General features: G+C 61.7%; 24 protein-coding genes. 13 read left to right on the top strand and 11 right to left on the bottom strand.

The window, feature by feature from the left end; all coding sequences use genetic code 11:
• Nucleotides 1-4 precede the first annotated feature (4 nt).
• Complete coding sequence (locus ACFO24_RS12895; RefSeq protein WP_377738700.1) at nucleotides 5-628, top strand: ABC transporter ATP-binding protein; 624 nt, start codon at nucleotides 5-7, stop codon at nucleotides 626-628.
• Between the two features lie 680 nt (nucleotides 629-1,308).
• Here ACFO24_RS12895 and ACFO24_RS12890 read toward each other — a convergent pair.
• Entirely contained in the window at nucleotides 1,309-2,502 is a 1,194-nt protein-coding gene (locus tag ACFO24_RS12890; protein WP_377738699.1) for a M20 aminoacylase family protein, read from the bottom strand.
• A 93-nt stretch (nucleotides 2,503-2,595) separates the two neighbouring features.
• Here ACFO24_RS12890 and ACFO24_RS12885 point away from each other — a divergent pair, with 93 nt between their 5' ends.
• The gene (locus ACFO24_RS12885) at nucleotides 2,596-3,597 is read left to right on the top strand and encodes a DHH family phosphoesterase (RefSeq protein WP_377738698.1); all 1,002 of its coding nucleotides are present in this window, start codon (nucleotides 2,596-2,598) and stop codon (nucleotides 3,595-3,597) included.
• Between the two features lie 77 nt (nucleotides 3,598-3,674).
• Here the strand turns inward: ACFO24_RS12885 and ACFO24_RS12880 are convergent, their stop codons facing one another.
• Entirely contained in the window at nucleotides 3,675-4,481 is an 807-nt protein-coding gene (locus ACFO24_RS12880) for a pseudouridine synthase (RefSeq protein WP_377738697.1), read from the bottom strand.
• 108 nt (nucleotides 4,482-4,589) lie between these two features.
• Between ACFO24_RS12880 and rarD the strand changes: the two genes are divergently transcribed.
• The 3 genes from rarD (at nucleotide 4,590) to ACFO24_RS12865 (ending at nucleotide 8,867) form a co-directional block, all read left to right on the top strand.
• A complete protein-coding gene (gene rarD / locus ACFO24_RS12875) occupies nucleotides 4,590-5,495 on the top strand; it encodes an EamA family transporter RarD (protein ID WP_377738737.1) in 906 nt (301 codons plus the stop codon).
• Nucleotides 5,496-5,525: 30 nt separating this feature from the next.
• Complete coding sequence (locus ACFO24_RS12870) at nucleotides 5,526-6,530, top strand: diaminopimelate dehydrogenase (protein ID WP_377738736.1); 1,005 nt, start codon at nucleotides 5,526-5,528, stop codon at nucleotides 6,528-6,530.
• Nucleotides 6,531-6,608: 78 nt separating this feature from the next.
• Nucleotides 6,609-8,867: a hypothetical protein gene (locus ACFO24_RS12865; protein WP_377738696.1), complete on the top strand. Its 2,259-nt coding sequence runs from the start codon at nucleotides 6,609-6,611 to the stop codon at nucleotides 8,865-8,867.
• 96 nt (nucleotides 8,868-8,963) lie between these two features.
• On the opposite strand, the gene ACFO24_RS12860 is transcribed toward ACFO24_RS12865, so the two are convergent.
• Together ACFO24_RS12860 and ACFO24_RS12855 are read right to left on the bottom strand one after the other, a co-directional pair.
• Nucleotides 8,964-9,494 (bottom strand): hypothetical protein, encoded by a 531-nt coding sequence (locus ACFO24_RS12860; protein WP_207575492.1) that lies wholly within the window; start codon nucleotides 9,492-9,494, stop codon nucleotides 8,964-8,966.
• A 199-nt stretch (nucleotides 9,495-9,693) separates the two neighbouring features.
• Nucleotides 9,694-10,107 (bottom strand): GlcG/HbpS family heme-binding protein, encoded by a 414-nt coding sequence (locus ACFO24_RS12855; protein WP_207575491.1) that lies wholly within the window; start codon nucleotides 10,105-10,107, stop codon nucleotides 9,694-9,696.
• Between the two features lie 252 nt (nucleotides 10,108-10,359).
• On the opposite strand from ACFO24_RS12855, the gene ACFO24_RS12850 reads away from it, so the two are divergent.
• Nucleotides 10,360-11,052, top strand: coding sequence for a Bax inhibitor-1/YccA family protein (locus ACFO24_RS12850; protein WP_207575490.1), 693 nt, complete (start codon nucleotides 10,360-10,362; stop codon nucleotides 11,050-11,052).
• Between the two features lie 42 nt (nucleotides 11,053-11,094).
• Here ACFO24_RS12850 and ACFO24_RS12845 read toward each other — a convergent pair whose 3' ends face one another.
• The gene (locus tag ACFO24_RS12845) at nucleotides 11,095-11,715 is read right to left on the bottom strand and encodes a response regulator transcription factor (protein WP_207575489.1); all 621 of its coding nucleotides are present in this window, start codon (nucleotides 11,713-11,715) and stop codon (nucleotides 11,095-11,097) included.
• Nucleotides 11,712-13,751 carry a two-component system sensor histidine kinase NtrB gene (locus ACFO24_RS12840; protein WP_377738695.1) on the bottom strand — a complete coding sequence of 680 codons (2,040 nt, stop codon included), beginning with the start codon at nucleotides 13,749-13,751 and terminating at the stop codon, nucleotides 11,712-11,714. The genes ACFO24_RS12845 and ACFO24_RS12840 overlap by 4 nt, the downstream gene beginning before the upstream one ends.
• Between ACFO24_RS12840 and ACFO24_RS12835 the strand changes: the two genes are divergently transcribed.
• Nucleotides 13,693-14,586, top strand: coding sequence for a DctP family TRAP transporter solute-binding subunit (locus tag ACFO24_RS12835; protein WP_377738694.1), 894 nt, complete (start codon nucleotides 13,693-13,695; stop codon nucleotides 14,584-14,586). The genes ACFO24_RS12840 and ACFO24_RS12835 overlap by 59 nt on opposite strands.
• On the opposite strand, the gene ACFO24_RS12830 is transcribed toward ACFO24_RS12835, so the two are convergent.
• Nucleotides 14,583-16,178 (bottom strand): DUF342 domain-containing protein, encoded by a 1,596-nt coding sequence (locus ACFO24_RS12830; RefSeq protein ID WP_377738693.1) that lies wholly within the window; start codon nucleotides 16,176-16,178, stop codon nucleotides 14,583-14,585. The two genes, ACFO24_RS12835 and ACFO24_RS12830, sit on opposite strands and share 4 nt — an antisense overlap.
• Before the next feature lie 204 nt (nucleotides 16,179-16,382).
• On the opposite strand from ACFO24_RS12830, the gene ACFO24_RS12825 reads away from it, so the two are divergent.
• The 3 genes from ACFO24_RS12825 (at nucleotide 16,383) to ACFO24_RS12815 (ending at nucleotide 19,462) form a co-directional block, all read left to right on the top strand.
• A complete protein-coding gene (locus ACFO24_RS12825; RefSeq protein WP_377738692.1) occupies nucleotides 16,383-17,387 on the top strand; it encodes a TRAP transporter substrate-binding protein in 1,005 nt (334 codons plus the stop codon).
• A gap of 98 nt (nucleotides 17,388-17,485) precedes the next feature.
• On the top strand, nucleotides 17,486-18,094 hold the full coding sequence (locus ACFO24_RS12820) for a TRAP transporter small permease (RefSeq protein WP_377738734.1): 609 nt from the start codon (nucleotides 17,486-17,488) through the stop codon (nucleotides 18,092-18,094).
• Between the two features lie 84 nt (nucleotides 18,095-18,178).
• A complete protein-coding gene (locus tag ACFO24_RS12815) occupies nucleotides 18,179-19,462 on the top strand; it encodes a TRAP transporter large permease (RefSeq protein WP_377738691.1) in 1,284 nt (427 codons plus the stop codon).
• A gap of 122 nt (nucleotides 19,463-19,584) precedes the next feature.
• Here the strand turns inward: ACFO24_RS12815 and ACFO24_RS12810 are convergent, their stop codons facing one another.
• The 3 genes from ACFO24_RS12810 to ACFO24_RS12800 are packed head-to-tail and all read right to left on the bottom strand — an operon-like array spanning nucleotide 19,585 to nucleotide 22,059.
• Nucleotides 19,585-21,033: an ATP-binding protein gene (locus tag ACFO24_RS12810; protein WP_377738690.1), complete on the bottom strand. Its 1,449-nt coding sequence runs from the start codon at nucleotides 21,031-21,033 to the stop codon at nucleotides 19,585-19,587.
• Complete coding sequence (locus tag ACFO24_RS12805) at nucleotides 21,030-21,713, bottom strand: response regulator transcription factor (protein WP_377738689.1); 684 nt, start codon at nucleotides 21,711-21,713, stop codon at nucleotides 21,030-21,032. Before ACFO24_RS12805 ends, ACFO24_RS12810 begins: the two co-directional genes overlap by 4 nt.
• Before the next feature lie 13 nt (nucleotides 21,714-21,726).
• Nucleotides 21,727-22,059, bottom strand: a complete 333-nt coding sequence (locus ACFO24_RS12800) for a PepSY domain-containing protein (RefSeq protein ID WP_207575481.1) — start codon at nucleotides 22,057-22,059, stop codon at nucleotides 21,727-21,729.
• 190 nt (nucleotides 22,060-22,249) lie between these two features.
• Here ACFO24_RS12800 and ACFO24_RS12795 point away from each other — a divergent pair, with 190 nt between their 5' ends.
• Nucleotides 22,250-23,446 carry a ferredoxin reductase family protein gene (locus ACFO24_RS12795; RefSeq protein WP_377738688.1) on the top strand — a complete coding sequence of 399 codons (1,197 nt, stop codon included), beginning with the start codon at nucleotides 22,250-22,252 and terminating at the stop codon, nucleotides 23,444-23,446.
• Nucleotides 23,392-23,619, top strand: coding sequence for a hypothetical protein (locus tag ACFO24_RS12790; protein WP_377738687.1), 228 nt, complete (start codon nucleotides 23,392-23,394; stop codon nucleotides 23,617-23,619). The genes ACFO24_RS12795 and ACFO24_RS12790 overlap by 55 nt, the downstream gene beginning before the upstream one ends.
• Nucleotides 23,620-23,661: 42 nt before the next feature.
• Here ACFO24_RS12790 and ACFO24_RS12785 read toward each other — a convergent pair whose 3' ends face one another.
• A complete protein-coding gene (locus ACFO24_RS12785; protein ID WP_377738686.1) occupies nucleotides 23,662-24,207 on the bottom strand; it encodes an FKBP-type peptidyl-prolyl cis-trans isomerase in 546 nt (181 codons plus the stop codon).
• A gap of 207 nt (nucleotides 24,208-24,414) precedes the next feature.
• On the opposite strand from ACFO24_RS12785, the gene ACFO24_RS12780 reads away from it, so the two are divergent.
• Nucleotides 24,415-25,542, top strand: coding sequence for a cupin domain-containing protein (locus ACFO24_RS12780; RefSeq protein WP_207575478.1), 1,128 nt, complete (start codon nucleotides 24,415-24,417; stop codon nucleotides 25,540-25,542).
• The last annotated feature ends 3 nt before the right edge of the window (nucleotides 25,543-25,545 follow it).

Genomic DNA, 25,545 nt, shown 5'->3' with positions numbered 1-25,545 from the left:
TACTATGCATAACAAGAGCTTGATCTGGCACCACTTGCCCCCTGACGTGGCCCCCGATACCCGCTTGCTGCCCGGCCTGCATTTGCTGTTGGACGAGGGCGATAGCGCCAAGCACCGCCTGCTGCCGTGGCTGGCCGGGGTGCAAAATCCTCCCGCACCGGGGCAGGTGCAGTGTGGGGCTTGGCAAGGCGGCACCCAGGCCTACCGGGCGCAGGCCATGGCCGTGCCACTGACCGATTGCCATCCTCAGCAACCCGTTGCCGATTGGCTCATTGCCCAGCAGCAGCGCTGGCCCGGTTGGGATGGCACGGCGTGGCAGCAGCACGTGGCAGGGTTTGCGCTGGAGCCGCATTTGGAAAAAGCCTGGTGGCAGCTTTCCACTGGCACGCAGCGCAAGTTCTGGCAGGCGGCGGCCTTGGCCAGCGGGGCGGCGATCACTTTGATTGATGCACCGGATGCGGGGCTGGACCGCGCTTCTATTGAATATTTGGGGCAGGCTTTGAATGCTGTGGCCGACCAGTTGGCCCAGGCTGAACATCCCCGCTGGGTGCTGGTGGCGCACCACGACACTTTGCCCGGCGTGCAGTGGGATGAGGTGGTGCAGCTGCCAACCGACACCCACTGCTGAAGCGGCGCAGCCAGCGAAGAAGCCATTCCCACCCTCAACAGCGCATCCGTCAGAGCGCAGCCCCACGAACAGGCAAGCCCCCTCCCGTCTGACTCACCGCAGTTGTTTGAGCGCAGCGCCCACAGGGCGCGTAGCGAGTTCTGCGGTGCCAAGCTGCGCAGCACGCTTTCTTTGCTGACTTTCTTGTGCGAACAAGAAAGTTAGTCGCCTGCCGGGGCGAGACCCGGTCAGCGAACAAAAGATCAAACAAGAAAGCAGCTATCGCACGCTAAGCTTGAATACCAAGGAAAAATCACAAAGAAATACCGAAAATTCGTCGGGTTTCGTACCCACCCCCGTAGGGGCGAACCTATGTGTTCGCCCTGATTCCAGGATTCATGCCTGCGGCACCTGGGCAGACACGCAGGTCTGCCCCTACTGGCATTGGCCTTCATATGCTTTTTTTATTTCCGCTGGCCGGGTCTCGCCCCGGCAGGCGACATCCTTTCTTGCCCGCGCAAGAAAGGACGCAAAGAAGGCGTGCTGCGCAGCTTTTGCACCGCAGAACTCGCTACGCGCCCTGTGGGCGCTGCGCTCAAACAACTGCGGTGAGTCAGACGGGAGGCGGCTTGCCTGTTCCTGCGGCTGCGCTCTGACCGATACGCTGTTGCTTTGATGGCTTCTTCGCTGGCTGCGCCGCTTCAGGCGCTGGCGCTGGACTGCTCCAGCCAGCGGCGTGCCAGGGTGTCCCAAAAGCGTGCGCCCAGGGCGATGTTGTCGTCGTTGAAGTCGTAGCCCGGATGGTGCAGGCTGGTGCCGCGCTGGCCATTTTTGCCATTGCCAATCCAGCCATAAGCGCCGGGCACCTGCTGCAGCATGAAGCCAAAGTCCTCGCTGGTCATGGCCGGGTCGATGTTGGGGTGGGTGTTCTCTGGGCCGACCACCTCTGCCATCACCTGCGCCATCAAGGCGGCCTCGGCGGCGCTGTTGGTGGTGTTCGGGTAGCCGGGTTTGTGGATGTAAAGCGCCTGGCATTCATGCGCAGCAGCGGTGTGCTGGGCGATGCGCTCGATGCCTGCGACCAAGGTGGCCTGGGTGTCGTCGCGCAGGGTGCGCAGGGTGCCGTAGAGCACGGCCTCGTTGGGGATGATGTTTTCTACTGTGCCCGCTTCGATTTTGCCGATGGTCAGCACCGCGCTATCGACCGGGTCGAGGGTGCGCGACACCAGGGTTTGCAACTGCGTGACGATGGCACAGGCGACGGGGACTGGGTCGCGCGTGGTGTGTGGCAGTGCGGCGTGCCCGCCCTTGCCGCGCACGCGGATTTCAAAGCGGATGTTGGCGGCCATGATGGGGCCAACGCGCACGGCCATTTGCCCTTGGGGCAGGTCGGGCCAGTTGTGCAGGGCAAAGACGGCCTGGCAGGCAAAGCGCTGGAACAGGCCATCCTCCATCATCGCCTTGGCCCCAGCGCCGCCTTCTTCGGCAGGCTGAAAAATCAAATGCACGGTGCCGGCAAAGTTGCGCTGTTGGCTCAGCAGGTGCGCCGCGCCCAGCAGCATGGCGGTGTGGCCGTCGTGGCCGCAGGCGTGCATCTTGCCGGGGTGGCGGCTGGCGTAGGGCAGGCCGGTGGCTTCGGCAAGGGGCAGGGCATCCATGTCGGCCCGCAGGCCCACGCTGGGGCCGGGGTGCGCGGCGCTAAAACCCTGGCCGTGGATGCTGGCAACCAGGCCGGTGGTGCCCAGCCCTTGGTGTACGGGCAGCCCCAACGCGTGCAGGTAGGCGGCCACTTGGCTGGCGGTGCGCTTTTCTTGGTAGCTCAATTCCGGGTGGCTGTGCAAATCGCGGCGCAGTTGCACCAGGGCGGACAGGTGGGGGGCGAGGGCGGCAGACATCACAAAAAATCCGGGCAGTCAGCAAAGAAACCATTATGGGTGCGAATCAGGCAACAGCGCGGTAAGGGCAAATGCGGTCAAAATGCACCCCCTATGAAATCCAGTATTTTTCCCCCGTCGTTCTTGGTGCGTCCTTCTGTGGATGACCCCCGCCCCCTGATTCTTTACCACGGGCGCAACTGCTCCGATGGCTTTGGTGCCGCCTTGGCGGCCTGGTTGTTTTATGGCCCCGAGGTCGAAATGCGCGGCCTGGACCATGGCGAAATTCAAAGCATTGATGACCTGGGCGAGGTGCGCGGGCGCACGGTGTACATGCTTGATTTTGCGTTTGGCCCCGAGCTGACGGCCGCACTCGATGAGCGTGCGGCCAAGTTGGTGGTGCTGGATCACCATAAAAGCGCGGCAGAAAAACTGACCGGTTTTCAGTGCCGCTGTGGCGTGGTGCATTTTGATATGAACCATTCGGGCGCACGGCTGGCGTGGGAGTTTTTCCACCCCGAAAAACCCGTTCCCGCGCTGATTCGCTACATCGAAGACCGCGATATCTGGAAGTGGGAATTTGCCGAAAGCGCGGCCTTTTTGGCGGCCCTGGAGATGGAGCCGCGTGACTTGCTGCGCTGGGCCGAGATTGCCGCGTTCAGCCCTGAGCAAGAGGCCGCCTTTATGGCCCGGGGTGGCGCGATGGATGAGAGATACCAAAAACTCTGTGCGGATATTGCCGATGGTGCCCACGCCATTGTTTTCAACGGCGTGCAGGGGCTGATGGTGAATTGCCCAGGCATGTTCCACAGCCAAGTGGGTGATATTTTGGCGCGCGAATCGGGCACGTTTGCCCTGATGTGGAACGCCAATGAGCAGGGCGTAAAAATTGGGATGCGTTCACGCACTGGGTTTGATTGCATCCCTCTGGCCGAGAGCCTGGGCGGCGGTGGCCATGCCCAGGCCTGCGGCTGCAAACTACCCCACGCGCGACTGGCAGAGTTGCTCAGTGGTGACTTTCGGGCCGACCCGTTGGCGCAGTACGCCGAAATGACTTCGCCGGCCTTGGTGCGCAATGCACAGGGCCAACTGGTCCGCGGCATTCACCAAAAATAAAAGCGTGTACCGCTGATTGACAAAGCATTTCAGGGCAATAAAGCCTTGAAATGCCCATATACAAGCGCAAGGCGCTATTAAATAACGGAACAACTGCCCGGCCAAGGTGCCACGGTTTGCCAGCCTGGCAGCTGCAGCATGTGCTGCCATTGCTGCACCTCGGGCACCTGGGGCAGGGCGCGCCAGTCGGCCGTCAGGGCCAGGGCTTCGCCTGTGCGCGGGTGCTGCAGCTGCAGCGCATGGGCGTGCAGCCACAGGCGCTGGCCGCCCAGGCGCTGCGCCCACCAGCGGTTGAGCGCCCCTTTGCCATGGGTGGCATCGCCCAGGATGGGGTGGGCCACATGCTTTAAATGGCGGCGAATTTGGTGGCGGCGGCCCGTGTGCGGCTGGGCCAGCACCAGGCTGGCGCGGGTGCTGGGGTGGCGCGGGTCGTAGCTTTCGGGCCAGTCCAGCGTGGCCAGGCAGCGCAGCGTGGTTTGGGCCGATTGGGGTGGGGCATCGGGGGCGCTGTCTTCGGGGCGCAGGGCGTAGTCCACCTCAACCTGCTGCGGCAGCCAGCCGCGCACTAGGGCCAAGTAGGTTTTTTGCACCCGCTGCTCGGCAAAGGCCCGGGCCAGTTGCTGGCAGCTTTCTTTGTTCAGCGCAAACACCAGCAGGCCGCAAGTGCCTTGGTCGAGGCGGTGCACGGGCCACACATGCTGGCCAATCTGGTCGCGCAGGCGCTGCAGGACAAAGCGCTTTTCGTGGCGTGCGATGGCACTGCGGTGTACCAGCCAGCCGGCCGGTTTATAGACGGCAACCAAGTCGGCATCGTGGTAGAGGATGGTCAGCGGCGTGGAGAAGTCCACGCCGGACGATGCAGCGGGCGCAGCGGCAGTGTCCATAAGGTCATTCGGGCTAAAGTCCGGCAGTGTAGTCGGGCGGACAAAATCCAGCACAATGCCCGGTTGCCCCTGTTGTGGGTTATTTATTGGCAAGGGGTTGGTGACGAGATGGTGCGCGGAGTTCTCGCTTCAGTGGTTGGTTCTTTTTTATTCGGGGGGATGTACTACTTTGCACCTTTCCTCGCGCCGCTGGCTGGCGAGCAAATCTTCGGCTGGCGCATGGTTGCCACCCTGCCTTTCACCACTTTGCTGCTTATCTATAGCGGCCAATCGCGCCAGGTGCTGGCCATCGTGCGCCGGGTGCAGCGGTATTGGCGGCTGGGGGCTTTGCTGCTGCTCAGTGCCGCTTTGTTTGGCGTGCAGCTGTGGCTGTTTTTATGGGCCCCGCTCAATGGCTTGGCCCTGCCCACTTCCCTGGGGTATTTTTTGCTGCCGCTGGTGATGGTGCTGGCCGGGCGGCTGGTGTTTAACGAGCGCTTAAGCCGCCTGCAGCAAGTGGCAACCGCGCTGGCCACCGCTGGGGTGGCCTGGGAGCTGTTGCGCGGCGCGGGCCTGGATTGGCCGACGTGGCTGGTGGCCATTGGTTACACCGCTTACTTTGTGCTGCGCCGTTTGATGCGCACAGATTCTTTGGCCGGGCATTGGCTGGATGTGCTGATTTTGCTGCCCGTGTGCCTGTGGTTTGTGGTGGTCACGCCGGTGGAGCCCGTCAATGCCTTGAGCGGCTGGCTGGCGGTGGTGCAAACGCCCAAACTGCATATTTTTATTCCCTTGCTGGGCGTGGTCAGTGGCATAGCGCTGGCGCTGTACATGACCGCGCACCGGCTGCTACCGCTGGGGCTGTTTGGCCTATTGTCGTATGTCGAGCCGATTTTGCTGTTGCTGGCGGCCATGCTCTTGGGCGAGCGTATCCAGCCAGGGCAGGAAGTAATGTATTTCTTGATAGCTGCTGCCGTTGTTGTTATGGCATTTGAGGGTTTAATGCAGCTGCGAAATAAGCCAGGAGCGAGCTAGCCGCTTCATTTTTTTCAACACACAAAGGAAATCACCGTGGAAAACACACAAGCAAATCCCATCCGCATTGGTGTGGTGGGCTATGGCAACTTAGGGCGCGGGGTCGAAGCCGCCGTGGCGCTGAACCCCGATCTGCAGATCACCGGCATTTACACCCGCCGCGATCCCGCCAAGTTAAAGCCGGCCAATGCGCAAACTCCGGTGTACCGTTTGGACGATTTGGATGCCCACCATGGCCAGGTCGATGTGTTGATTTTGTGTGGCGGCTCCAAAGACGATCTGCCCGTGCAAACCCCGGCGCTGGCGGCCAAGTTCAATGTGATTGACAGTTTTGATACCCACGCCCGCATTCCTGAGCACTTTGCGGCCGTGGATGCTGCGGCGCAGGGCGGTAAAACCACGGCGTTGATTTCCGCCGGTTGGGACCCGGGCATGTTCTCGATCAACCGCATCATGGGCGAGGCCCTGCTGCCGCAAGGGGCCACTTACACCTTTTGGGGCAAGGGCTTGAGCCAGGGCCACTCGGATGCCATTCGCCGCGTGCCGGGGGTGGCCCAAGGGGTGCAGTACACCATCCCGGTGCAGGCGGCGGTGGATGCCGTGCGCAGTGGCAGCTGCCCGCAGCTGTCCACCCGCGAAAAGCACGAGCGCCATTGCTACGTGGTGCTGGCCGAAGGGGCTGAGGCTGAAGTGGTGCGCCACACCATCGTCACCATGCCGCACTATTTTGATGAGTACGACACCACGGTGAACTTCATCAGCGCCGAAGAATTTGCCCGCGAGCACAGCACCATGCCGCACGGTGGTTTTGTGATTCGCAGTGGGCGCACCAGTGCAGGCACCAACCAAGTGGTGGAATACCGCCTGCAGCTCGATAGCAACCCGGAATTTACCGCCAGCGTCTTGGTGGCGTATGCCCGCGCTGTGCACCGCATGGCCCAGATGGGTTTGCATGGGGCCAAAACGGTATTCGATGTGGCACCTGGGTGGATTAGTGCCAAATCCCCAGCGCAATTGCGCCAAGAAGCCCTGTAAATTTCCCGCCATAATCCCCAGCGCCTGCTTTGTTCTGAAGCAGGCGCTATTTTTTTTAAAGCACAAAGGCAGCAAAGCATGATGTGGTGGATCTTGGCAGTGGTGGTGGTAATTGCACTTCCTTTGGTGCTGTGGTACCGCGCTGACGCTGCCGACCGTGCGCTCAAGCTGGCCCGCGAGCGGGAGCTGGCCTTAAAGCAAGAGCAAAACCAAAAGCTCAAAGAAATCGTCTTTCGCAAACACGGCGAAGCGGGTGTGAGCAACACCTCATACGGCGACATCATGTGCGCTGATGGCGTGTACTTGCCGCGTTTGTGGGAGTCGGGCTTTGCCACGTCCATGGATGGCCGCTGGCTGCGCATTTCCGGCTATGGCCAGGCCAGCCCGTATTTGGTGGATCGAAAAAAGCGCTGCACTTGGACGCTCAGCGCCGAAGAGGCCAGCGCCCTGGAGGAAATTCACTGGCGCTTGCCCCGCTGGAGTGGTGAAACGGTGTCTGTCGGTGCCATGCACAACGAGGCCCAAGCCCCCATGACGGAGGGGCAATTTGCCGCCTGGCTGGCCTCGAATGTGGCCAACAGTGCCATGCCCATGGTGGCCCTGCGTGATTTGTGGGTGCCGTGGGATGCCATGCCCGCGCAAAAAGAAGAAGTTCCGCCGGATATCCCCCTGCCGCCCAGTGGTGGGCGGCTGGTGGGGGTGCAGCGCTATTGGCCCGAGTCTTTGCGCACGGAGCGCCAGCCGCTGGAGTTGTTCACCAAGCCCCAGTGGCAGCTGCTGCTTGATGGCCAGCCCCAGCCGTGGGTGGTGGCCACCGACCTGCCCTTTAGCTGGCGCGAGGACGGCAACGCCCTGGCCATGTACGCGTATTCCGTCGCGCAAGGCAACCGCCAGCAGCGCGTGGCGCTGGCGGTGTGGGAGTCGGAGCGCGGCTGGCAAAAATGGGCCGAGCAGCAACCCCCCGACCGCAAACCCTGGGAACTGTCGCCCGCCCCGGAAGAGCCGGGGCAGCCAGCGTTTCGCTGGATGAAAGACCGCTTGTTGCAGCGGGTGCGCATCGACATTCCGGTGCTGCAACGCTTTCGCCATGGCTCGCACATTGAATACCACACCGATGAGGTGCTGGTGCCGGCCGGCCACCAAGAGGATGGGCGGTTGGAGCTGCGCCCCGCCCCCATCACCAGTTTGCTGTGGGAGCGGCAACTGCAGCACCCCGATCGGTGGCTGGCCCGCAGCGAGCCGGTGGCCGGCAAGTCACTGTCCTGGACGCTGGAGCTGCCCGCCAGCGCCACCTCGGGCGAGCGGGCCGCCTACCGGTTGCGCTGGGGGGAAGTGGTCATTCCGGGGCTGTGGGAGCTGGAGCACGTCATCGTGCAGCGCACCTGGGCGGTGCTGCTGCGCTGCCTGCAAAACGATGGCCAGGACGGCAAAGAGGGGGAGGCCCAAGTCTGTATTTGGGATGGCAAGGAACTGCTGCCCCTGGATTTGCCCTGGCCTGTGGCCCGCATCACCCCCACCCCCAGTGCGCGCGCGCCCAAATCGCTGCGGGTGCGTGTGTTGGCCATGGTTGGGGTGGTGAAGGAGAGCGATGCCGATTTGCGCAAGCCCACTTGGCGCTGGTACCAAGAGCCCTTTACCTGGGAGCGGTTGGAAAAAACCGAATACACCCCGCTGTACGAGGTGCGCGACATCGTGCCGGACAACCAAGGCGTGTGGCGCCTGCTGCCCAGTTGGCGCACGATTGCGACCACCCAGCACCCGTGCGCCGACGGGGATTATTTTTGGGCCGGCGATGTCAAAGATGAGCTGTGGTGGTTTGGCGGCATGCGCCAATACACCCCTGAGCAGCCGCAAGACGATGCCTTGGTGCCGCGCTGCCATGGCATCAGCGTCACGCGCAGTGGTGCCGTGCTGTGTGGCACCGGGCCAGCGGCCTACCCCAATCCGAACGGCGACGGATGGCTGCTGCTGGAGCCGCCTGAGCGCCCCGCCTACGGCGGCGTGACCACCTGGACCTTGTACTGGCTGCAGCCCCAGCGGCGTTTGGTGCGCAATTTGATCATTCAGGCGGCCATGCCACTGATTGAAGGCTGGGACAACCAAGGCATTTACTGGCGCGAAGATGTTCCCCACGCAGCCTCTGCCGAGGAAGGGCAGCCCGAAGCCCCGGCCCAGCGCCCGCTGACGCAAACCATTGATCCGACCCTGTGGCAACGTGCCGAAGCACAAGACTTGAAGCAAGGGCCTTACGGCCTGTGGCTGCGCAAGGAAGACATGCTGTTTGCCGAAGCCATCCGCAAACACCGCGATTGGCCTTGGGAGGCCCTGATCAAATAAGCCAGAGACTGGAAAAAGTAAGCCCCATAAAAAAACCTCCTTCAACCCGTGTTGAGGAGGTTTTTTTATGCCGTGTGCGCAGCGCTGGGTGCGGACTCAATGGCGCGTCATGTTTTGCTGAATGCGTTGTTCCAGCAGGGCTTGCACGGCTTGAAATTCTTCCAAATCTGGAAAAGGCCGCAACTGGCACAAACGTCCGGTGGCTGTGCGGTCAATGCTATGAAAAATGGGCATGGCAAAACCTTGGCCGTGCAAAAGCACCATCAGCACGGGCTGCAGCGAGCCATTGGCTTGGGGCAGCATCGCCTCTTGGCAGCTCAGGGTAAATTGGGCATCAAAGCCGTGTTCTTGGGCAATGCGCTGGTGGACTTCGCTGCCCGGTTGCACCGCATCGGCAAGGTACTTCGCCAGCAGGTGCTCGCCATCGGCCTGCTGCAGCAAGTGGGCGATAAAGTCCTGCGCCACTTCGGCCAATTGGGCGGGTGCCTGGGGCGCTGCGGGCGGGCTGATGAGGTAGGCATTGGGAGTGACTTTTTTCCCTTGCTCGATGCCTTGCGCCTGGCGATCGGCGATTTGCTGGTGCAGGTGTTTGAGCAATTTCCAGTCGTTATTTTCTAGGAGTGGCATACGTCAATCGCTGGATAGAAAAAAAGGAATGGGGCATTCTAGCCTTGCTAAAACCTTAAAAATAAAAGCAAATTTTGTCAAAAACCAGCTTGAATTGGGGTATATGAAACCGTGCGCTGCAGCCGGTAAAAAAATAAAAAATAGCTTCTAACGCTTGTCAATAAAGCGTTAGAAGCAGTTTTTTAATTGAAATGCTTGTTTATAAAGCGAGTGCAGCTATCCCTGCCTTGGCCACCTGGGCATCTTCCGGGGCCTTGACGCCAGAAACGCCAACCGCGCCCAGGCATTGCCCGTTGTGCATGATGGCCACCCCGCCTTCGAGCAAACCGCCCGGTGCAATGGCGGTGACGCTCAGGAACGCACTGCGCCCCGTGTTGATCATGTCTTCATAGCCTTTGGTGTCGCGCCGGCCCAGCGCTGCGGCATGGGCCTTGGCCGGGGCAATGTGGGCCGAAATGGCCGCGGCCCCATCCAAGCGCTGCAGCCACAGCAGGTGGCCGCCATCGTCCACGATGGCAATGCTCACGGGCCACTGGTGCTTGAGCGCTTCGGCTTCGGCCGCAGCGGCAATTTTTTTGACATCTGCCAGTTCAAGTTGGGGTTTGTTTTTCATAAGGTGCAATCCTGTGGAGTTTTGTGCCAAGGCTTGACTGTAGTGCAAGCGCTGGTAGCCGGACAGGGTGTTTTTTGTAAACCATTTGTGCGCAAAACAGGCGCAAACGCCACCATTTTCTGCTGGCTTGCGGGCCGTTTTTTCAGGTTTTTTAGGAACTTGTTGCCAGTGCATTTGCTCCTAGAATGCACCTTCGGTGCTGCCGACACGTTCTTAGGGGCAGCAAATTTTTATTTATGGAGCTTTCGTTCAATGCAACATTCATTTCCGACGCTGGACCACGCAGGTCTTGATTTGGTCGCCCAGCAACGCCAAAAGGTGCTGCGCAATACCTATTGGCTCTTGGCCCTGAGCTTGTTGCCCACCGTTTTGGGGGCTTGGATTGGTGTGAGCACGGGCATCACGGCCGGGCTGAACGGTGGCGTGGGTTTTATTGTGTTTATGGCGGGGGCCTTTGGCTTTATGTTCGCCATTGAAAAGACCAAGCACTCTGCCATGGGGGTGGTGGTGCTGCTGGCATTCACCTTCTTTATGGGGCTGATGCTCTCGCGCTTGATTGGGATGGTGCTGGGCTTTAAAAATGGCTCGGAGCTGATCATGACGGCCTTTGCCGGTACAGCCGGTGTGTTTGTCGTGATGGCCAGCCTGGCGACGGTGATCAAACGCGATTTGTCGGGCATGGGTAAATGGCTGTTCATGGGCGTGCTGGTGCTGCTCTTGGGCTCGGTGATCAATATTTTTGTGGGTTCGACCGCCGGCATGCTGGCGATCTCGACCGCCGCCATTGGCATCTTCAGCGCCTACATGCTCTACGACATCAAGCAAATCATTGATGGCGGCGAGACCAACTACATCAGCGCGACGTTGGCACTGTACTTGGACGTGTACAACGTGTTCCAAAGTCTGCTGGCCCTGCTGGGCATCTTCGGCGGCGAGCGCGACTAAGGCTTCATCCGCGCAGGGCAAGCGGGGGCGGGCAGCACGGTTTCAGTGCTGCAGCTTGCCCAGCTGGTGCGCCAGCTCAATCGCGGATTCCACCCCCATTTTTTCAAAAATATTGGCCCGGTGAAATTCCACGGTGCGCTGGGTGATGCCCAGGTGCTCGGCAATATTTTTGTTGTAGTGACCGCGCAGCAGCTCATCGAGCACTTCCCGCTCGCGGGGGCTGAGGCTGGCCAGCGCCTGGCGCAGGCGCTGGCTGTGGCGCTGGTTTTGGCGCTGCGCAGCGGCAGCATGCAAGGCTTGGGCGACGCGGTCCACCAGCTGGTTGTCCTGAAACGGCTTTTCTAAAAAATCCCAAGCGCCGTTTTTTACGGCTTGCACGGCGGTGCTGACATCGCCGTGGCCAGTTAAAAACAATACGGGCCAAGGGCAGTCCAGGCGCTGGAAATGCTCAAAAGTGACCAGGCCAGACCACGGCTGCATGCGCACATCGAGCAGCACCACGGCTTCGCCCCAGTCTGGGGCCTGCCCGGCAATGCCAGTGATAAAAGCCGGGCCACTGTCCCAGGCGCAGCTGCGCCAGCCGCGCGAGTCAAACAGCCAGGCCAGGCCGTCGCGAATGTCTGGGTCATCGTCCACGATGTGAATGTGCGGGGAAGGGGTCATGGTGATAGTGGCGGGGTGGGGCTGGCCGGAAGGGTGACGGTAAACAAAGCGCCGCCCAAAATAGCATCGTGCCCGACGGTGATGCTGCCATGGTGGGCCTCGACGATGGAGCGGCAGATGGCCAGCCCCATGCCCATGCCGTTGGTTTGGGTGCTGAAAAAAGCATCAAAAATACGCCCGCGTGCTTCCGGGGGCACGCCGGGGCCGGTGTCGGCCACTTCCAGAATTAAGTTGGCGCTGTGCAGGGACAGGCGCACGTGCACGGCCGGTTGGCGGGCGCTGCCTTGGGCGGCCCAGGCCAGGGCGTTGCTGCACAAATTGGCCAGCAGGTGCTCGGCGAGCAAGGCATCGCCCTGCAGCCACAAGGCGGTGGCGGGCAGTATGGTTTGGATTTTCAGGGGCTGGCCTTCTTGGGCGCTGGCGCAGGTGCGCTGCACCAAGGTGGTGAAGTCCACACGCTCCACCTTGAGTTCGCGGCGGCGGGCAAAGGCATTGACGCGCTGCAGCACGCTGCCGGCGCGTTCGGCCAGTTGGGCCATGCGTTGCACCACGGGCTGCATTTCGGCCAGGTTGATGCTGGCGCTGTTCAAGCGGTTGACCAGGCCGTTGGCAAAGCTGGACAGTGCCCCCAGGGGCTGGTTGAGCTCGTGCGCCAGGGTGGAGGCAACTTCGCCCACGGCGACCAGGCGCTCAGAGGCTTCGAGTTTTTCCTGCTGCACTTGGGCCAGGTGCTGGGCGCGTTTGCGTTCGCTGATGTCGATGATCGAGCTCATCCAGCCCAGGTGCGTGCCGTCGCTGTTGCGCAGGGGCGCTTCGTGGATCAGCACGTCCACGCGTTGGCCGTTGCGGTGCTGGAACTGCACTTCGATGCCTTGCGGCTGGGTGCCTTCGCGCATGATGCGTTGGTGCTCGGCAAAGATATGAGTAGCATGTTCCGCTGGCCAGTATGGAAATGGGGCTTTTTGTCCTATCAAATCCTTTGCTGTATAGCCGACCATGCTACAAAAAGCGGGGTTTACATACAGCACCCGCCCCTGCAAATCCCACGCCCGCATGCCCACGCTGGCCGATTGCTCCATGGCGGTGCGCAAAGATACTTCGGCCTGCAAACGCAACTGCACCTGGCGGCGTTTGCGCAAGTCTTGGCGCAGCGCCAGCAAGCTGGCCAGCATGCCCAGTAAAAACAGCAACGCCACCATAAAAAACACCCGGGGTACGGTGGAGCTGCGCGGCCCCAGGGGGCTGACTTCCAGCAGCATGTCGGCACCCGGCAGGCTGATGGCGGTGTTGTAGCTATCGGGCACCTGGGCAGGCGCAGGCTGGGGGGTATCGGGCAGGCCATCGACCACCAAGCGCACGCTTTGCTGGGCACTGAACCATGGTGGCAGCAAGGTGTTCAGGGTTTGTTGGATCGAAATCGCCACCAGGTAGTTGCCCAGCAGGCGGCTACCGTCAAAGTAGGGCACGGCCAGCCACAGGGTGTCGCCCGGGATGCCGCTGGAATCGCGCATCGGCCCGGCGTAGCTGGAGCGGCGCAGGCCGGTGGTGATGTCCAGCAAGGTATCCAAGGCCTGGCGGTTGCTGGGGTGGGCCTGCAGGTGTTCGCGCCACAACGGCAGATCGGCGTTGTGGCCCGCATGCGCGCTCAGCCAAGTGTGCGTCAGGATGGTGCCGGGGGTGCGCCACAGCAGGCCATTGGGCTGGGGGTCGTGCAGGCCCTTGCCGGGTTGGGCGAGGGTGGGGGCGTGGCCCAATGCAGCTTGTTGGCTCAGGCGGGCCACGTCGTCTTCCAAGCGGCGAAAGTGAAACAGCACGCTTTGCTCCAGCCACTGGGCATCGGCACCCCGGCGGCGCAGTTCTTCTTCTTGCTCGAAATGGTCCAGGTACCAGGCCAGTGCCACCACGGTGGCAATGACCAGCATGGCAAAACCGACCATCCAGACCATGGCCCAGCGGCTGCGTTCGTTCAGGCGCTGCGTGGCGTGCAGGAAGTACTCGGGGGCGCTGCAGCGGTTTGCCCAGGAATTGGCCGCCATCAGCGCTGGGCAGATGCAGGTGCAGATTTACGCCAATTCGCAGCTATTGAGCGATGACGATGAGATGCAGGCCCTGCAATTGGGGGCCGTCGATATGCTGGCCCCGTCGCTGTCGAAGTTTGGCCGTTTGGGTTTTCCGGAGTTTGAACTGTTTGACCTGCCGTTTTTGTTCCAGGATGCGGCCCAGGTGCACCGCGTGATGCAAGGCCGGGTGGGGCAGGCGTTGCTGGCCGGGTTGCAGCGTCAGCGGTTGGTGGGGTTGGGGTATTTGGACAACGGCTTTAAGCATATGAGTGCCAACCGCCCTTTGCTGGAGCCACAGGACTTTGTGGGCCAGCGGCTGCGGGTACAAAGCTCGCGGGTGATTGCCCATCAAATGCGGGCGCTGGGGGCGCAGCCGGTGGTGCTCGATTTTGGACAAACGCGGCGTGCCTTGGCCATGGGGGTGGTGGATGGCACGGAAAACCCGATCTCTAATTTCTGGACGCAGCGCATGCACGAAGCGCAAACCGATGTCAGCCTGACCAGCCATGGTTACCTGGGTTATTGCATCGTCGTACACCAGCGTTTTTGGCAGTATCTATCGCCCCTGCAGCGCGCGTGGGTGGAGCAAGCGTTGCAGGGAGCGCTGGCCTGGGGCAACGTCCAGGCGCAGCAGCGCAATACCGAGGATTTGCAGGCCCTGCGTGCCAGTGGCCATTGCCGCCTGCATACCATTCATGCCGCCCAACGCCAGCGGCTGCGCCAGGCCCTGGAGCCGGTGTACCAGGGATTGGCGCAGCGCATTGGCCCCCAGTGGCTGGTGCAGTTGGAAAAAGAGCGCGCCGCCGCCTAGGCCAACACGTCGGCGTAGCCACGGCGGTCAATAAAGACGGGAATGCCTTCGCTGTTGATTTCAAAACGCCCGTTGGCAAAGTCTTGGTGCAAGGACAGACGTCGGCGGCACAGCCATAAATCGACCGCACCGTGTACCCCCACGCCGACTTGGACGTAGGCCTGGCGCGCCAGGGCGCGTTGTGCTTGCAGGGCTTCGCGCTGCGCCACCAAGCTGGCGTGCGCCTCCTGGGCCTGGGCCAAGGAGGTCTGTACCTTGGGCAGCAGGCCTTTGGGGTCACCTTCTTCGGTCAGGTTGGCCAAAATTTTGCGCAGGCTGCTCAAGGTGGTCTCATGCTTTTGCAGCGTTTGCTGCAAGGCGCTGCAGCGCTCTTCAAACTCAGGGTGTGTGCCAACGCACAGGTGGGTCAAGCTGGCGGCATCGGAACCCAAAATGGGGGTGGTGAGCATCAGCAGGGCGGTGGCGCTGCCACCGATCAGCCGACCATTGCGCGGTGCCGCCTGGCCAATGGTGATGGTCTGCAGCGCTTGCAGGGTGCAGTCCATGGCATAGGTGCGGATGTCCAGGGCCGCACCAGACTTCAACACCGAGGCTTCGGCAAATTTGGCCTGGATATCGCCCTGGGCCTGGACTTGGGCGTGGCCAATCACCCCACCGGTGACTTGAATCTGGCCGCCAGCTTGCACCAGCCCCCCATCAATCGTGCCGCGCACGATGATGTCGCCATCGGCTTGCACCGTCATTTGCTGGCCGATATCGCCGTCGATCCGGACGGAGCCGGTAAAGCGGATGTTGCCTGTGCTGATATCCACACCGGGCAGCACCAGCACGGGATCGACCTGCATGCCATAGGGAATGGCCACCGGCTGACCGGCAATGGCCGATTCCAGGAAGTTGGGGTCGGCCGCGCTGATCTGGACGCCTTCGCATTCGCTGGCAAAGGGAATGTCGGAGCCCGGTTGTGCGGGCACCTGGTCACCACGAACGGTGTAGCCAGGAATGCCCGGCGTCGGTGGGATGCGCCGCAGCAGCGGGGCACCGGCGGACACCATGGTGATGTTGTCCACTTCGCGGTAATCAATGCGCCCTTCCTCATTGACCTGGGGGGTGCGCTGGGCGGTCAGAGTCACCAGCGCTTCAAATTGGGCATCTTGCCCATGTTCTGGTGGCTGGCCCCGGGCAATGACCACCGTGTGGGGCTGTGCCAAGGCCAAGGCGATGGCCGACAGATCAATCCCTTTGCGTACACGTGCCTGCGCCAGGGCCTGCAGCACCTGCTCGGGGCGGGCAGCCGTGCCGCCTTGCGCGGGGGTGATGTGCAGGGTGGCGCTCATGGCATCGCTGGCCACCTCGACGCTGATCAGCGCATCCAGGCGCTGCCCGATTTCAAACACCATCTGGGCATCGGCCGTGCGGTGGCTTTGCACAGCCTGTGCGATGGCGTCCTGGTCGAGCTGGCAGGTGCCATACCCCTGTGCTTGCAGCCATTGGATGACGCTGGCTTCGTCGGTCGGGCTGGGCGCTGCCGTGGGGGCAATGGTCAAGAAAATGTGGCCATCGGTTTCGCTTAGTTCCATTCCTGGAATGGTCATGGTTGTCCTCCTGTGGGCAAACTTATAACCGCCACTGTTGCAAAAAGCTACAAGTCCGAATAAGGGGTTTCGCGTAGTTTGGAAAGAATGCAAAACATCAGGGGTAAACCCTAGCTGTGGAACGCCACAGTTACCAAGGCAGGACAGCTTTTCTACATTTCGGGGCGTGTGACAACCTTCAGATTCGCCAAGGAGACCCCGAATATGCAATTTCCTGTGAAACACGTTCTGGCTTGCGCTTTGCTGGCCGTTGGTGCCACGGTGGCCCATGCGCAAACCGTGATCAAGTTCAGCCACGTGGTGGCGCAAGACACCCCCAAAGGCAAGGCCGCAGAATTTTTCGCCAAAAAGGCCGAAGAGCTGACCGGCGGCAAGGTCAAGGTGGAGGTGTACGCCAACAGCGCCTTGTACAAAGACAAGGAAGAGATGGAGGCGCTGCAGCTCGGTTCGGTGCAGATGCTGGCCCCTTCGCTGGCCAAGTTTGGCCCCCTGGGCGTGAAAGAGTTTGAGGTGTTTGACCTGCCTTTCATCTTTGACAACCGCGATGACCTGCACAAAGTGACCACCGGCCCTGTGGGGCAAAAGCTGCTGGACAAGCTGCAAAAACGCGGCATTACCGGCCTGGCGTATTGGGACAACGGTTTCAAAATTTTCTCGTCGAACAAGCCGATCCACCAAGTGGCTGACTACAAGGGGCAAAAATACCGCATCCAATCTTCCAAAGTGCTGGAAGCGGAAATCCGCGCTCTGGGCGGCATTCCGCAGGTGATTGCTTTTGGTGAAACCTACCAGGCGCTGCAAACCGGTGTGGTCGATGCCACCGAGAACCCGCCCTCCAACTTCTACACCCAGAAGATGCACGAGGTGCAAAAGTACGCCTCCATGACCAACCACGGTTACCTGGGCTATGCCGTCATCGTGAACAAGAAATTCTGGGATGGCCTGGATGCCACCGTGCGCGGCCAGTTGGAAGATGCCATGAAGCAGGCCACCGCCTACGCCAACCAAATCGCCCAGGACGAAAACGACCAGGCCCTGGAAGCGGTGAAGAAAAGTGGCAAAACCACCATTTACACCCCCACGGCCGAGGAGCGCGCCGCCCTGAAAAAAGCCCTGGTGCCCGTGCACAAACAGATGGAAAGCCGCATTGGCAAGGAAACCATTCAGGACGTGTACCAAGCCACTGGCTTTGACCCCAGCAAGCTGTAATTCTTGGCGCTGCTGCGCTTTGTGCATACGGGCACCCGGCCAGGCTGTGGTGCCCGTTGCCTTGGGCGGGCAGGTTCAGCGGGAGAGAGAACCCCATGATGAAAATTTTGGACCGACTGGAAGAGTGGATCATCGCCTTGCTGATGGGCGCTGCCACGCTCATTGTTTTTATAGCAGTGTTGCACCGTTACATGGCGGGCTACGCCATTCCGGGCCTGCAAGATTGGCTGCTTTCCATCAACATGACCTGGGCGCAAGAGCTGACCATTATCATGTTTGTGTGGATGGCCAAGTTTGGTGCGGCCTACGGGGTGCGCACGGGCATCCACGTGGGCGTGGATGTGCTGATCAACCGCATGGGCGGTGCCACGCGGCGCAAATTCATTATTTTTGGCCTGGCGGCCGGTGCCTTGTTTACCGGCATCATCGGCATCATGGGTGCCACCTTTGTCTGGGACAACGGGGCGCACTATGGCATTTTTGAGTTGCTGGGCCGGAATGTGGATGAGCTGATTGAAGGCCCCACCACCCCCGACCTGGAGTGGCCCACCTGGATGGTGTATAGCGCCATTCCCCTGGGCAGTGGCTTGATGTGTTTTCGCTTTTTGCAGGTGCTGGTGGCCTTTATCCGCACCGGCGAGCTGCCCCACCACGACCATGGCCACGTCGATGGTCTGGAGGAAGACGAAGCGGAGAACGCCGCATAAAACATCAATCCCTTGAACATGCATGACAACCTGCACCCCAATGCGCAGGCCGATCAGCAGACCAACAAGAAGGCGGGCCAGTAAATGAACGCAGCCATTATTTTTCTGATCCTCACGGCCCTGATGGTCACCGGCATGCCGGTGTCGATTGCCCTGGGCCTGACGGTGTTGTCGTTTTTGTTCGGCTTTACCGATGTGCCGCTGGAGTCGGTGGCGCTGAAATTGTTCACCGGCATCGAGAAGTTCGAGATCATGGCCATCCCGTTCTTCATTTTGGCGGGCAACTTTCTGACCCACGGCGGGGTGGCGCGGCGCATGATCAACTTTGCCACCGCCATGGTCGGCCACTGGCATGGTGGCCTGGGCCTGGGCGGGGTGGTGGCGTGCGCCCTGTTTGCGGCGGTCTCGGGCTCCAGCCCGGCCACGGTGGTGGCCATTGGCTCGATCTTGCTGCCGGCCATGGCCAAAGCCGGGTTTCCCAAGCGCTTTGGTGCTGGGGTGATTGCCACTTCGGGGGCGCTGGGGATTTTGATCCCCCCGTCCATCGTGATGGTGATGTACGCCGTGGCGACCAATACCTCGGTGGGCGCTTTGTTCATGGCCGGGGTGGTGCCGGGCCTGCTGCTGGCCATGGTGCTGGGCGGTGTGACCTGGTGGCGCGCCCGCAAGAACAATTACCCGCGCCTGCCCAAGGCCACCTGGGGTGAGCGCTGGGTGGCGTTTCGTAAATCCTTTTGGGGGCTGTTCCTGATCGTGGTGGTGATGGGCGGGATTTACTCCGGTATCTTCACCCCGACCGAGGCGGCGGCCATGAGCGCGGTGTACGCCTTCATCGTGGCGGTGTTCGTCTATAAGGACATGGGCCTGAAAGATGTCTCCAGGGTGCTGCTCAGCTCAGCCAACATGAGCGCCATGCTGCTGTACATCATTACCAACGCGGCATTGTTCAGCTTCATCATGACCAACGAGAACATCCCCCAGGCCATGGCCGACTGGATGCTGGGCAACGGCCTGGGCGTGATCAGCTTCTTGCTGGCGGTAAACGTCATCTTGCTGCTGGCGGGCAACTTTATGGAGCCCTCGTCGATCATGCTGATCTTTGCGCCCATTCTGTTTCCGATTGCCATGCAGCTGGGCATTGACCCGATTCACCTGGGCATTTTGATGGTGGTGAATATGGAAGTGGGCATGTGCCACCCGCCGGTGGGTCTGAACCTGTACGTGGCCTCGGGCATTACCAAAATGGGTATTACCGAGCTGACGGTGGCCGTCTGGCCGTGGCTGCTGTCGATGCTGGGCTTTTTGGTGCTGGTGACCTACTGGCCCAACCTGTCGCTGTGGCTGCCGCGTACGCTGGGCATGCTTTAAATAGCATAGCTGTTTGCGCTTCAATTTAAAGGACTTCATGGCTAAAACAGCATGAAGTCCTTTTTTATTCAGCGCTACCAGCTCATCTTATTGCTATAGCGGGCCTGGGCCAGGGGCCGTCGTCATGCAGCGGCGGCGGCAGTGGGTGTGCTCAATGGCAGCTGCAATTGCAGCTGCAAGCCGCCCAGCGCCGAGGGCTCGGCCCGCACATCGCCGCCATAGGTCTGGGCCAGCACTTGCACAATGTTCAGACCCAGGCCAGCGCCGGGGCGGTTTTCATCCAGGCGCTCACCGCGCTGAAAAATCTGCTGGCGCTGCGCTGCATCGGCAATGCCGGGGCCGTCGTCATCCACGGTAATCAGCAGCATGCCCGGCGCGGTGGCTGGGGCCAGGGTAACGCTGACCTGCCGGTGCGCCCATTTGCCCGCGTTGTCCAGCAGGTTGCCCAGCATTTCAAACAGGTCTTGCGCTTCGCCCTTGAAGTGCAGCGGCGCGGCCGGGGCGTTCAGGCCAAAGTCCACCGCCGGATACAAGCGGGCCATGGTGCGCAGCAGCGCCTGAGTGGTGGGCTGCACCGGGCAGGCCAGGCCGGTGGCCCGCACAGCTGCGCCAGCGCGGGCGCGGGCCAGGTGGTAATCGACATGGCGGCGGGCGTGGGCCACTTGCTCTTGCACCAGCTGGCCCAGGGCGCTGGGGTCTTGGGCGGCGGCGTTGGTGAGGATGGACAGCGGGGTATTGAGCGCATGCGCCAGGTTGCCCGCCTGGGTGCGGGCGCGTTGCACCATTTCGGCATTGCTGGCCAGCACATGGTTCAAGGTGGTGACCAGCGGGGTCAGCTCCTGCGGGTAGTCGCCTTGCAATTGCGCCGCATCGCCCGCTTGCACCGCCCCCAGGTGCTGGCGCAATTGCTGCAAAGGGCGCAGCAGCCACTGCATTTGCACGGCAGCGGCCATCAGCAGCCCGGCGGCCAAGGTGCCCAGGGCGATAAGCAGCATGGTGGTAAAGCGCCCCAGGGGCTCGGCCAGCAGGCGCTCATCGGCAGCGACGGTGATGCGCAGGGTGGGGGCACCCTCTTCGGGCAGGTGGATGTGGCGGCTGACGGCCAGCAGGCGTTGCCCCTCTTGGTGCAGCGTCCACACGCTATGGCCCTCGGGGGCGTGCGCATCCCACTCGGCCTGGGATGGCAGGGGCAGCACCTGGTCCCACAGTGAGCGCGAGCGGGCGGCGGCCATGCGGGGCGCTTGGCCTTGGCCTTGGGCTTGGGCTTGGCTGTCGATTTGCCAGTACAGGCCTGACAGGGGCGTGCTCCAGCGCGGGTCGGTGGCCAGCGGCGGCACGTGCAGCTGCCCTTGGGCATCGCTGCGCACCGCACCGCTCAATTGGTTGAGTTGCATGAGCAATTGGTCTTGCAATTGCGCCTGGATATGGCTTTGAAATAAATCACGCAGCCCCCAGCCCGCAGTCAATACCGCCAGCAAGACCCAGCCCAGGGTGCCCAGCAGCAGGCGGCGGCGCAAAGAGTAAGTGGGCTGCGCCTGGGCAGCGGGGCGGGCGGGGGCAGGGATGCTCATAAAGGATCGGCGTGGTGATCAGCCACTTCCACCAGGCGGTAGCCCAGGCCGCGCACGGTTTCGATGCTGCCGGGGGGGAGCTTTTTGCGCAGGCGGCCCACAAACACCTCGATGGTGTTGGAGTCGCGCTCGCTGTCCTGGGGGTAGATGTGCTCGGCCAGCTGGGTGCGGGTGAGCACGTGGCCGGGTTGCTGCATGAGCAGCTGCAGCAATTTGAACTCGTGGCTGGTGAGGTTGATGGGCACCTGGTGTACCCAGGCGCTGGCCTGGCGCGTATCCAGGCTGATGGGCCCGCAGTGCCACAGGGCGCTGCTGTGCGGCGAAAGCCGCCGCAGCAAGGCGCGCAGGCGGGCCAGCAGCTCTTCCATGTGAAAGGGTTTGGCCAGGTAATCATCGGCCCCGGCATCCATGCCGGTGACTTTTTCGTGCCAGCTGCTGCGCGCCGTCAAAATCAGCACCGGCATGCTGCGCCCTTGGCGGCGCCAGCCGCGCAATACGCTCAGGCCATCGACGATGGGCAGGCCCAGGTCCAGCACGACCGCATCAAAATCTTCCACCTCGCCCAGGTAAGCCGCTTCTTGACCATCGCGGGCCATTTCCACGGTATGACCAGCAGCGGTAATGGCGGCGACCAGTTGGGCGAGCAAGGTGGGCTCGTCTTCTACGACCAAAATGCGCATGGGGATGCAAGCCTTAGTGTTGATTGCGTTGTTTGACAGAAATGACGGAGCCATCGACGGCGTTCATTTTGATTTTCAGCAGCGTGCCATTGGCCTGCAGCAGGCGGATCTCATAGACAAACTCGCCGTGCTCGGCTTCAAACTCCAGCTCAACCACTTGGCCAGAATACTCTTTTTCCACCTTGTCCAGTACGGTGCGCAGGGGCAGCACCTTGCCTTGCTGCAGAGCCTGGCGGGCCAGCTCATGGTCGCTGCTGTCGGCGTGACCGACGGGCAAGGCACTGGCCCACAGGGCCAAACCCAGGCAGGCGCTGCCCAGGGCTAAAGTCAGGGTGCGGGTATTCATAGCGGTTTCCTTTCTTCAGGTGGCTGCATCCACCAGCAGCCTCCCGGTTGTACGCTGGGGCAGCTGAATACAGCCTGAACAGTGCTTTCAGCAGCGGTTCAGTCGTTTTTTGGCATGCTGGCAGCACCGCCATAGATAAAAGGGTTTACCCTTGATTTGTTGCTGCATGCAAAGGAACACGATCATGCGAATGAAAAAAGTTTTTTGGGCCTTTCTCGCTCTACTCACCCTGGCCTGGGCGCTCACGACCTGGCTGGGCTGGCAGCCCCCCAAGGATGTGCCCGGCACTTGGTGGTGGCAGTTGCGCCACCACGGCTTGTATTTAACCGGGGTGTGGAGCGTGGGCATGATGAGTTTGATCATGCTGCTGGCCCTGCGCCAGCCCTGGCAAGAGCGGCTGGTAGGCGGTCTGGACCAGGTCTATCGCCTGCACAAATGGGCCGGGATTGCCGCCGCCGTCGCCATGGCGCTGCACTACTGGGGCTTCAAGGAATTTTTGGGCGATGGGCTCAAAGCCACCTTTGGCCGTGCAGGCAAGCCGGCCCGCGATGCCGTACTCAGCTTTGCCACCGATTGGCGCGGCCTGGGCAAAGATGTGGGCGAGTGGGCCATGTACGCCCTGCTGGCGCTGATTGTGCTCACCCTCTGGCAAAAACTGCTGCCTTACAAACCGTGGCGCAAACTGCACCGCGTCATGCCCGTGCTCTACCTGGCGGCCGTGTTCCATACGGTGGCGCTGATGCCTTTGAGCCTGTGGGCGGCCCCCATGGGCGTGCTGATGGGGGCGTTGCTGGCCGTCGGCAGTGGCGCGGCCCTGTGGTCGCTGCTGGGCAAAATTGGCCAGGCCCGCCAATACAGCGCACGCATTGACAGTGTGCAGCTGCTGGGCCAACACGCAGGCCAAGACCCGCTGGAGGTGCTGTGCGCCCTGCCGTCCGATTGGCCAGGACACCACGCCGGGCAGTTTGTGTTTGTGCAGTTTGATGGGGCCGAAGGCCACCACCCCTTCACCATCGCCAGCGCTCCTGGGGCCTGTGGCCAGGCGGCCGATGGCGCAGAGCGCTTGCGCCTGGTGATCAAACCCCTGGGCGACTACACCCAGCAGCTGCACCAGCAATTGCAAGTGGGCCACAGCGTGCGCATTGAAGGGCCTTATGGCCGCTTTGACGGCCAGGGCGTGCAAGAGCGCCAACAAGTGTGGATCGCCGGTGGGGTGGGCGTGACCCCGTTCATCGCCTTGCTGGAAGCCCGCCAGCCCGGTGCCCCTGCAGCGCAGGCCGGGGCGGCCCGGCCGTGCTGCATTACTGCACCCGCGCCGCCGCGAAGGATGGTGTGCTGCCACGCATTCAAGCGCTGGCGGCCAGTGCCCAGCCGCCGGTGGAATTGATCGTGCACGACGCTGAAAAAAACCAGTATTTCCGTCCGCAAGATCTGCTGCGCCACGGCAAAGCCCTGGACATTTGGCTGTGCGGCCCCGCCGGGCTGGGCCAGGCCGTGCGCGAACAAGCCCAGCGCGAAGCGGGGTGGCACCTGCACCAAGAGGCATTTCAGTTGCGGTGAGCGGCCTTGCTGCCCACCCGCACCGAGAGGGTACACAGGTGCTTAGTGCAGCGTGCTGGACCCTGGGGCCATGGGCGGCTGGATGCGGAAAAAACCCGTTCCGGCGCTGCCCTGGCCAATTTCTTCTTCGGTCGCTTCGCGAATGGCTTCAATTTTGAGCTCGATGCGCAGCGCAATCCCCGCCAAGGGGTGGTTGCCGTCAAGCACCACATGCTCGGGATAAATCTCGGTAACGGTGTAGAGCAGCTCTGGCGGTGCATCCGGGCAGGCGTTGGCGGGCAGGCCCAGGCCATCAAAAGTCATGCCTTCTTCCAAAGTCTCCGGAAAGGCGCTGCGGGCCGAGAGGAACACCCGCTGCTCGTCATAGTCGCCAAAGGCATCTTCCGGCTCCAGGTGCAGTTGCAGGGTATCGCCCACAGCGTGGCCTTGCAGCGCCTGGTCGATGCGGGTGAGCAAATCATCGCCGCCCACCAAAAATTCCACCGGCGCCTCCAGCACATCCAGCACCTCGCCCAAAGTGTCTTTTAACGTCCAGGTCAGGGCAACAACACATTGTTCGCTGACTTCGGTGGGGTGCGCTGGGTGCATGGTCGGCAGTCTTTCATTCTGGCAAAAGGCTGCGATTGTAGGAGCAGCCCCGATAGCCGGGGCAAGCGCTGGTTTTGTTGTGCTGTCGCAAGCGCTGGCGTGCGCAGGCGTTGCACAATCGCAGCATCTTTCGGGCGAATTTTCTTAAAAATAAGAGCTACTCGCGCTTTTAAATAAACAGTTTTTTATACTTTAATGGCTTAAATCATGGATACACGTACGCCTCTAGCTCTTCTTGGCGGTATCTCCCCCGCCCAATTCATGCGCACCTACTGGCATAAAAAGCCCCTGCTGGTGCGCCAGGCCATCCCCGGTTTCAAGCCGCTGCTCAGCCGCTCCGAGCTGCTGGACTTGGCGGGACAAGACGGTGTCGAATCGCGCCTGGTGCAACAGCAAGGCGGCGGGCAGTGGAGCCTGGCGCACGGCCCGTTTTCGCGCCGGCGCTTGCCCGCGCTGAAACAACCGGGCTGGACGGTGCTGGTGCAAGGCGTGGATTTGCACGTGCAGGCCGCGCACGAGTTGCTGCAGCCGTTTCGCTTTATTCCGGATGCACGGCTTGATGACCTGATGATCAGCTTTGCCACCGACCAAGGCGGCGTTGGCCCACACTTTGACAACTACGATGTGTTCTTGCTGCAAGCCCATGGCAAGCGCCGCTGGCGCATTGGGCGACAAAAAAACCTCAGCCTGCAGCCCGATGTGCCGCTGAAAATCCTCACCCACTTCGAGCCCGAAGAAGAATACGTGCTGGAGCCCGGCGACATGCTCTACCTGCCCCCGATGTGGGCGCACGACGGCATTGCCGAGGGCGAGTGCATGACGTACTCCGTCGGTTTTCGCTCTCCCAAACAAGACGAGCTGGCGCGTGAACTGTTTCTGCGCCTGTCCGATGCGCCCGATGAATGCCCCAAGGATGTGGTGTACAAAGACCCCAAGCAAACGGCGGTGGCCCACCCAGGCGAAATTCCTGCGGCCTTGCTGGACTTTGCCCGCCAGGCGCTGGAAAAAGCCCTGGCCGAGCCCTTGGCGCTGGAACGCGCCCTGGGCGAAACCTTGAGCGACCCCAAACCTGGCGTGTGGTTTGAGCCGGCCGACGACTTTGGTCTGATCGAAAACGTGCGCCTGAACCAGCGCACCCGCATGCTTTACGACGCGCAGCACATCTTCATCAACGGCGAAAGCTACCTGGCCGCAGGCCGCGATGCCGAACTGATGCGCCAGCTGGCCGATACCCGGCAGTTGTCCTCGGCCGAAGTGCAGCAGCTCAGTGACGATGCGCTGCAGCTGCTCTCTTCGTGGGTGGATGCCGGCTGGGCGCACAGCACGGCAGGGTAAGTG

The organism is Comamonas denitrificans, from assembly GCF_042654745.1.
Classification (GTDB): domain Bacteria; phylum Pseudomonadota; class Gammaproteobacteria; order Burkholderiales; family Burkholderiaceae_C; genus Comamonas; species Comamonas denitrificans.
Note: the sequence above shows the minus strand (reverse complement) of the source record. Positions and strands in the feature narration are given on the sequence as shown.

Bases quoted from the DNA above. Each gene is read 5' to 3' on its own strand.
- ACFO24_RS12895 (WP_377738700.1), top strand. From the start codon at position 5: ATGCATAACAAGAGCTTGATCTGGCACCACTTGCCCCCTGACGTGGCC.
- ACFO24_RS12890 (WP_377738699.1), bottom strand. From the start codon at position 2,502: ATGTCTGCCGCCCTCGCCCCCCACCTGTCCGCCCTGGTGCAACTGCGC.
- ACFO24_RS12885 (WP_377738698.1), top strand. From the start codon at position 2,596: ATGAAATCCAGTATTTTTCCCCCGTCGTTCTTGGTGCGTCCTTCTGTG.
- ACFO24_RS12880 (WP_377738697.1), bottom strand. From the start codon at position 4,481: ATGGACACTGCCGCTGCGCCCGCTGCATCGTCCGGCGTGGACTTCTCC.
- rarD (WP_377738737.1), top strand. From the start codon at position 4,590: ATGGTGCGCGGAGTTCTCGCTTCAGTGGTTGGTTCTTTTTTATTCGGG.
- ACFO24_RS12865 (WP_377738696.1), top strand. From the start codon at position 6,609: ATGATGTGGTGGATCTTGGCAGTGGTGGTGGTAATTGCACTTCCTTTG.
- ACFO24_RS12860 (WP_207575492.1), bottom strand. From the start codon at position 9,494: ATGCCACTCCTAGAAAATAACGACTGGAAATTGCTCAAACACCTGCAC.
- ACFO24_RS12855 (WP_207575491.1), bottom strand. From the start codon at position 10,107: ATGAAAAACAAACCCCAACTTGAACTGGCAGATGTCAAAAAAATTGCC.
- ACFO24_RS12850 (WP_207575490.1), top strand. From the start codon at position 10,360: ATGCAACATTCATTTCCGACGCTGGACCACGCAGGTCTTGATTTGGTC.
- ACFO24_RS12845 (WP_207575489.1), bottom strand. From the start codon at position 11,715: ATGACCCCTTCCCCGCACATTCACATCGTGGACGATGACCCAGACATT.
- ACFO24_RS12840 (WP_377738695.1), bottom strand. From the start codon at position 13,751: ATGGCGGCCAATTCCTGGGCAAACCGCTGCAGCGCCCCCGAGTACTTC.
- ACFO24_RS12830 (WP_377738693.1), bottom strand. From the start codon at position 16,178: ATGACCATTCCAGGAATGGAACTAAGCGAAACCGATGGCCACATTTTC.
- ACFO24_RS12825 (WP_377738692.1), top strand. From the start codon at position 16,383: ATGCAATTTCCTGTGAAACACGTTCTGGCTTGCGCTTTGCTGGCCGTT.
- ACFO24_RS12820 (WP_377738734.1), top strand. From the start codon at position 17,486: ATGAAAATTTTGGACCGACTGGAAGAGTGGATCATCGCCTTGCTGATG.
- ACFO24_RS12815 (WP_377738691.1), top strand. From the start codon at position 18,179: ATGAACGCAGCCATTATTTTTCTGATCCTCACGGCCCTGATGGTCACC.
- ACFO24_RS12810 (WP_377738690.1), bottom strand. From the start codon at position 21,033: ATGAGCATCCCTGCCCCCGCCCGCCCCGCTGCCCAGGCGCAGCCCACT.
- ACFO24_RS12805 (WP_377738689.1), bottom strand. From the start codon at position 21,713: ATGCGCATTTTGGTCGTAGAAGACGAGCCCACCTTGCTCGCCCAACTG.
- ACFO24_RS12800 (WP_207575481.1), bottom strand. From the start codon at position 22,059: ATGAATACCCGCACCCTGACTTTAGCCCTGGGCAGCGCCTGCCTGGGT.
- ACFO24_RS12795 (WP_377738688.1), top strand. From the start codon at position 22,250: ATGAAAAAAGTTTTTTGGGCCTTTCTCGCTCTACTCACCCTGGCCTGG.
- ACFO24_RS12785 (WP_377738686.1), bottom strand. From the start codon at position 24,207: ATGCACCCAGCGCACCCCACCGAAGTCAGCGAACAATGTGTTGTTGCC.
- ACFO24_RS12780 (WP_207575478.1), top strand. From the start codon at position 24,415: ATGGATACACGTACGCCTCTAGCTCTTCTTGGCGGTATCTCCCCCGCC.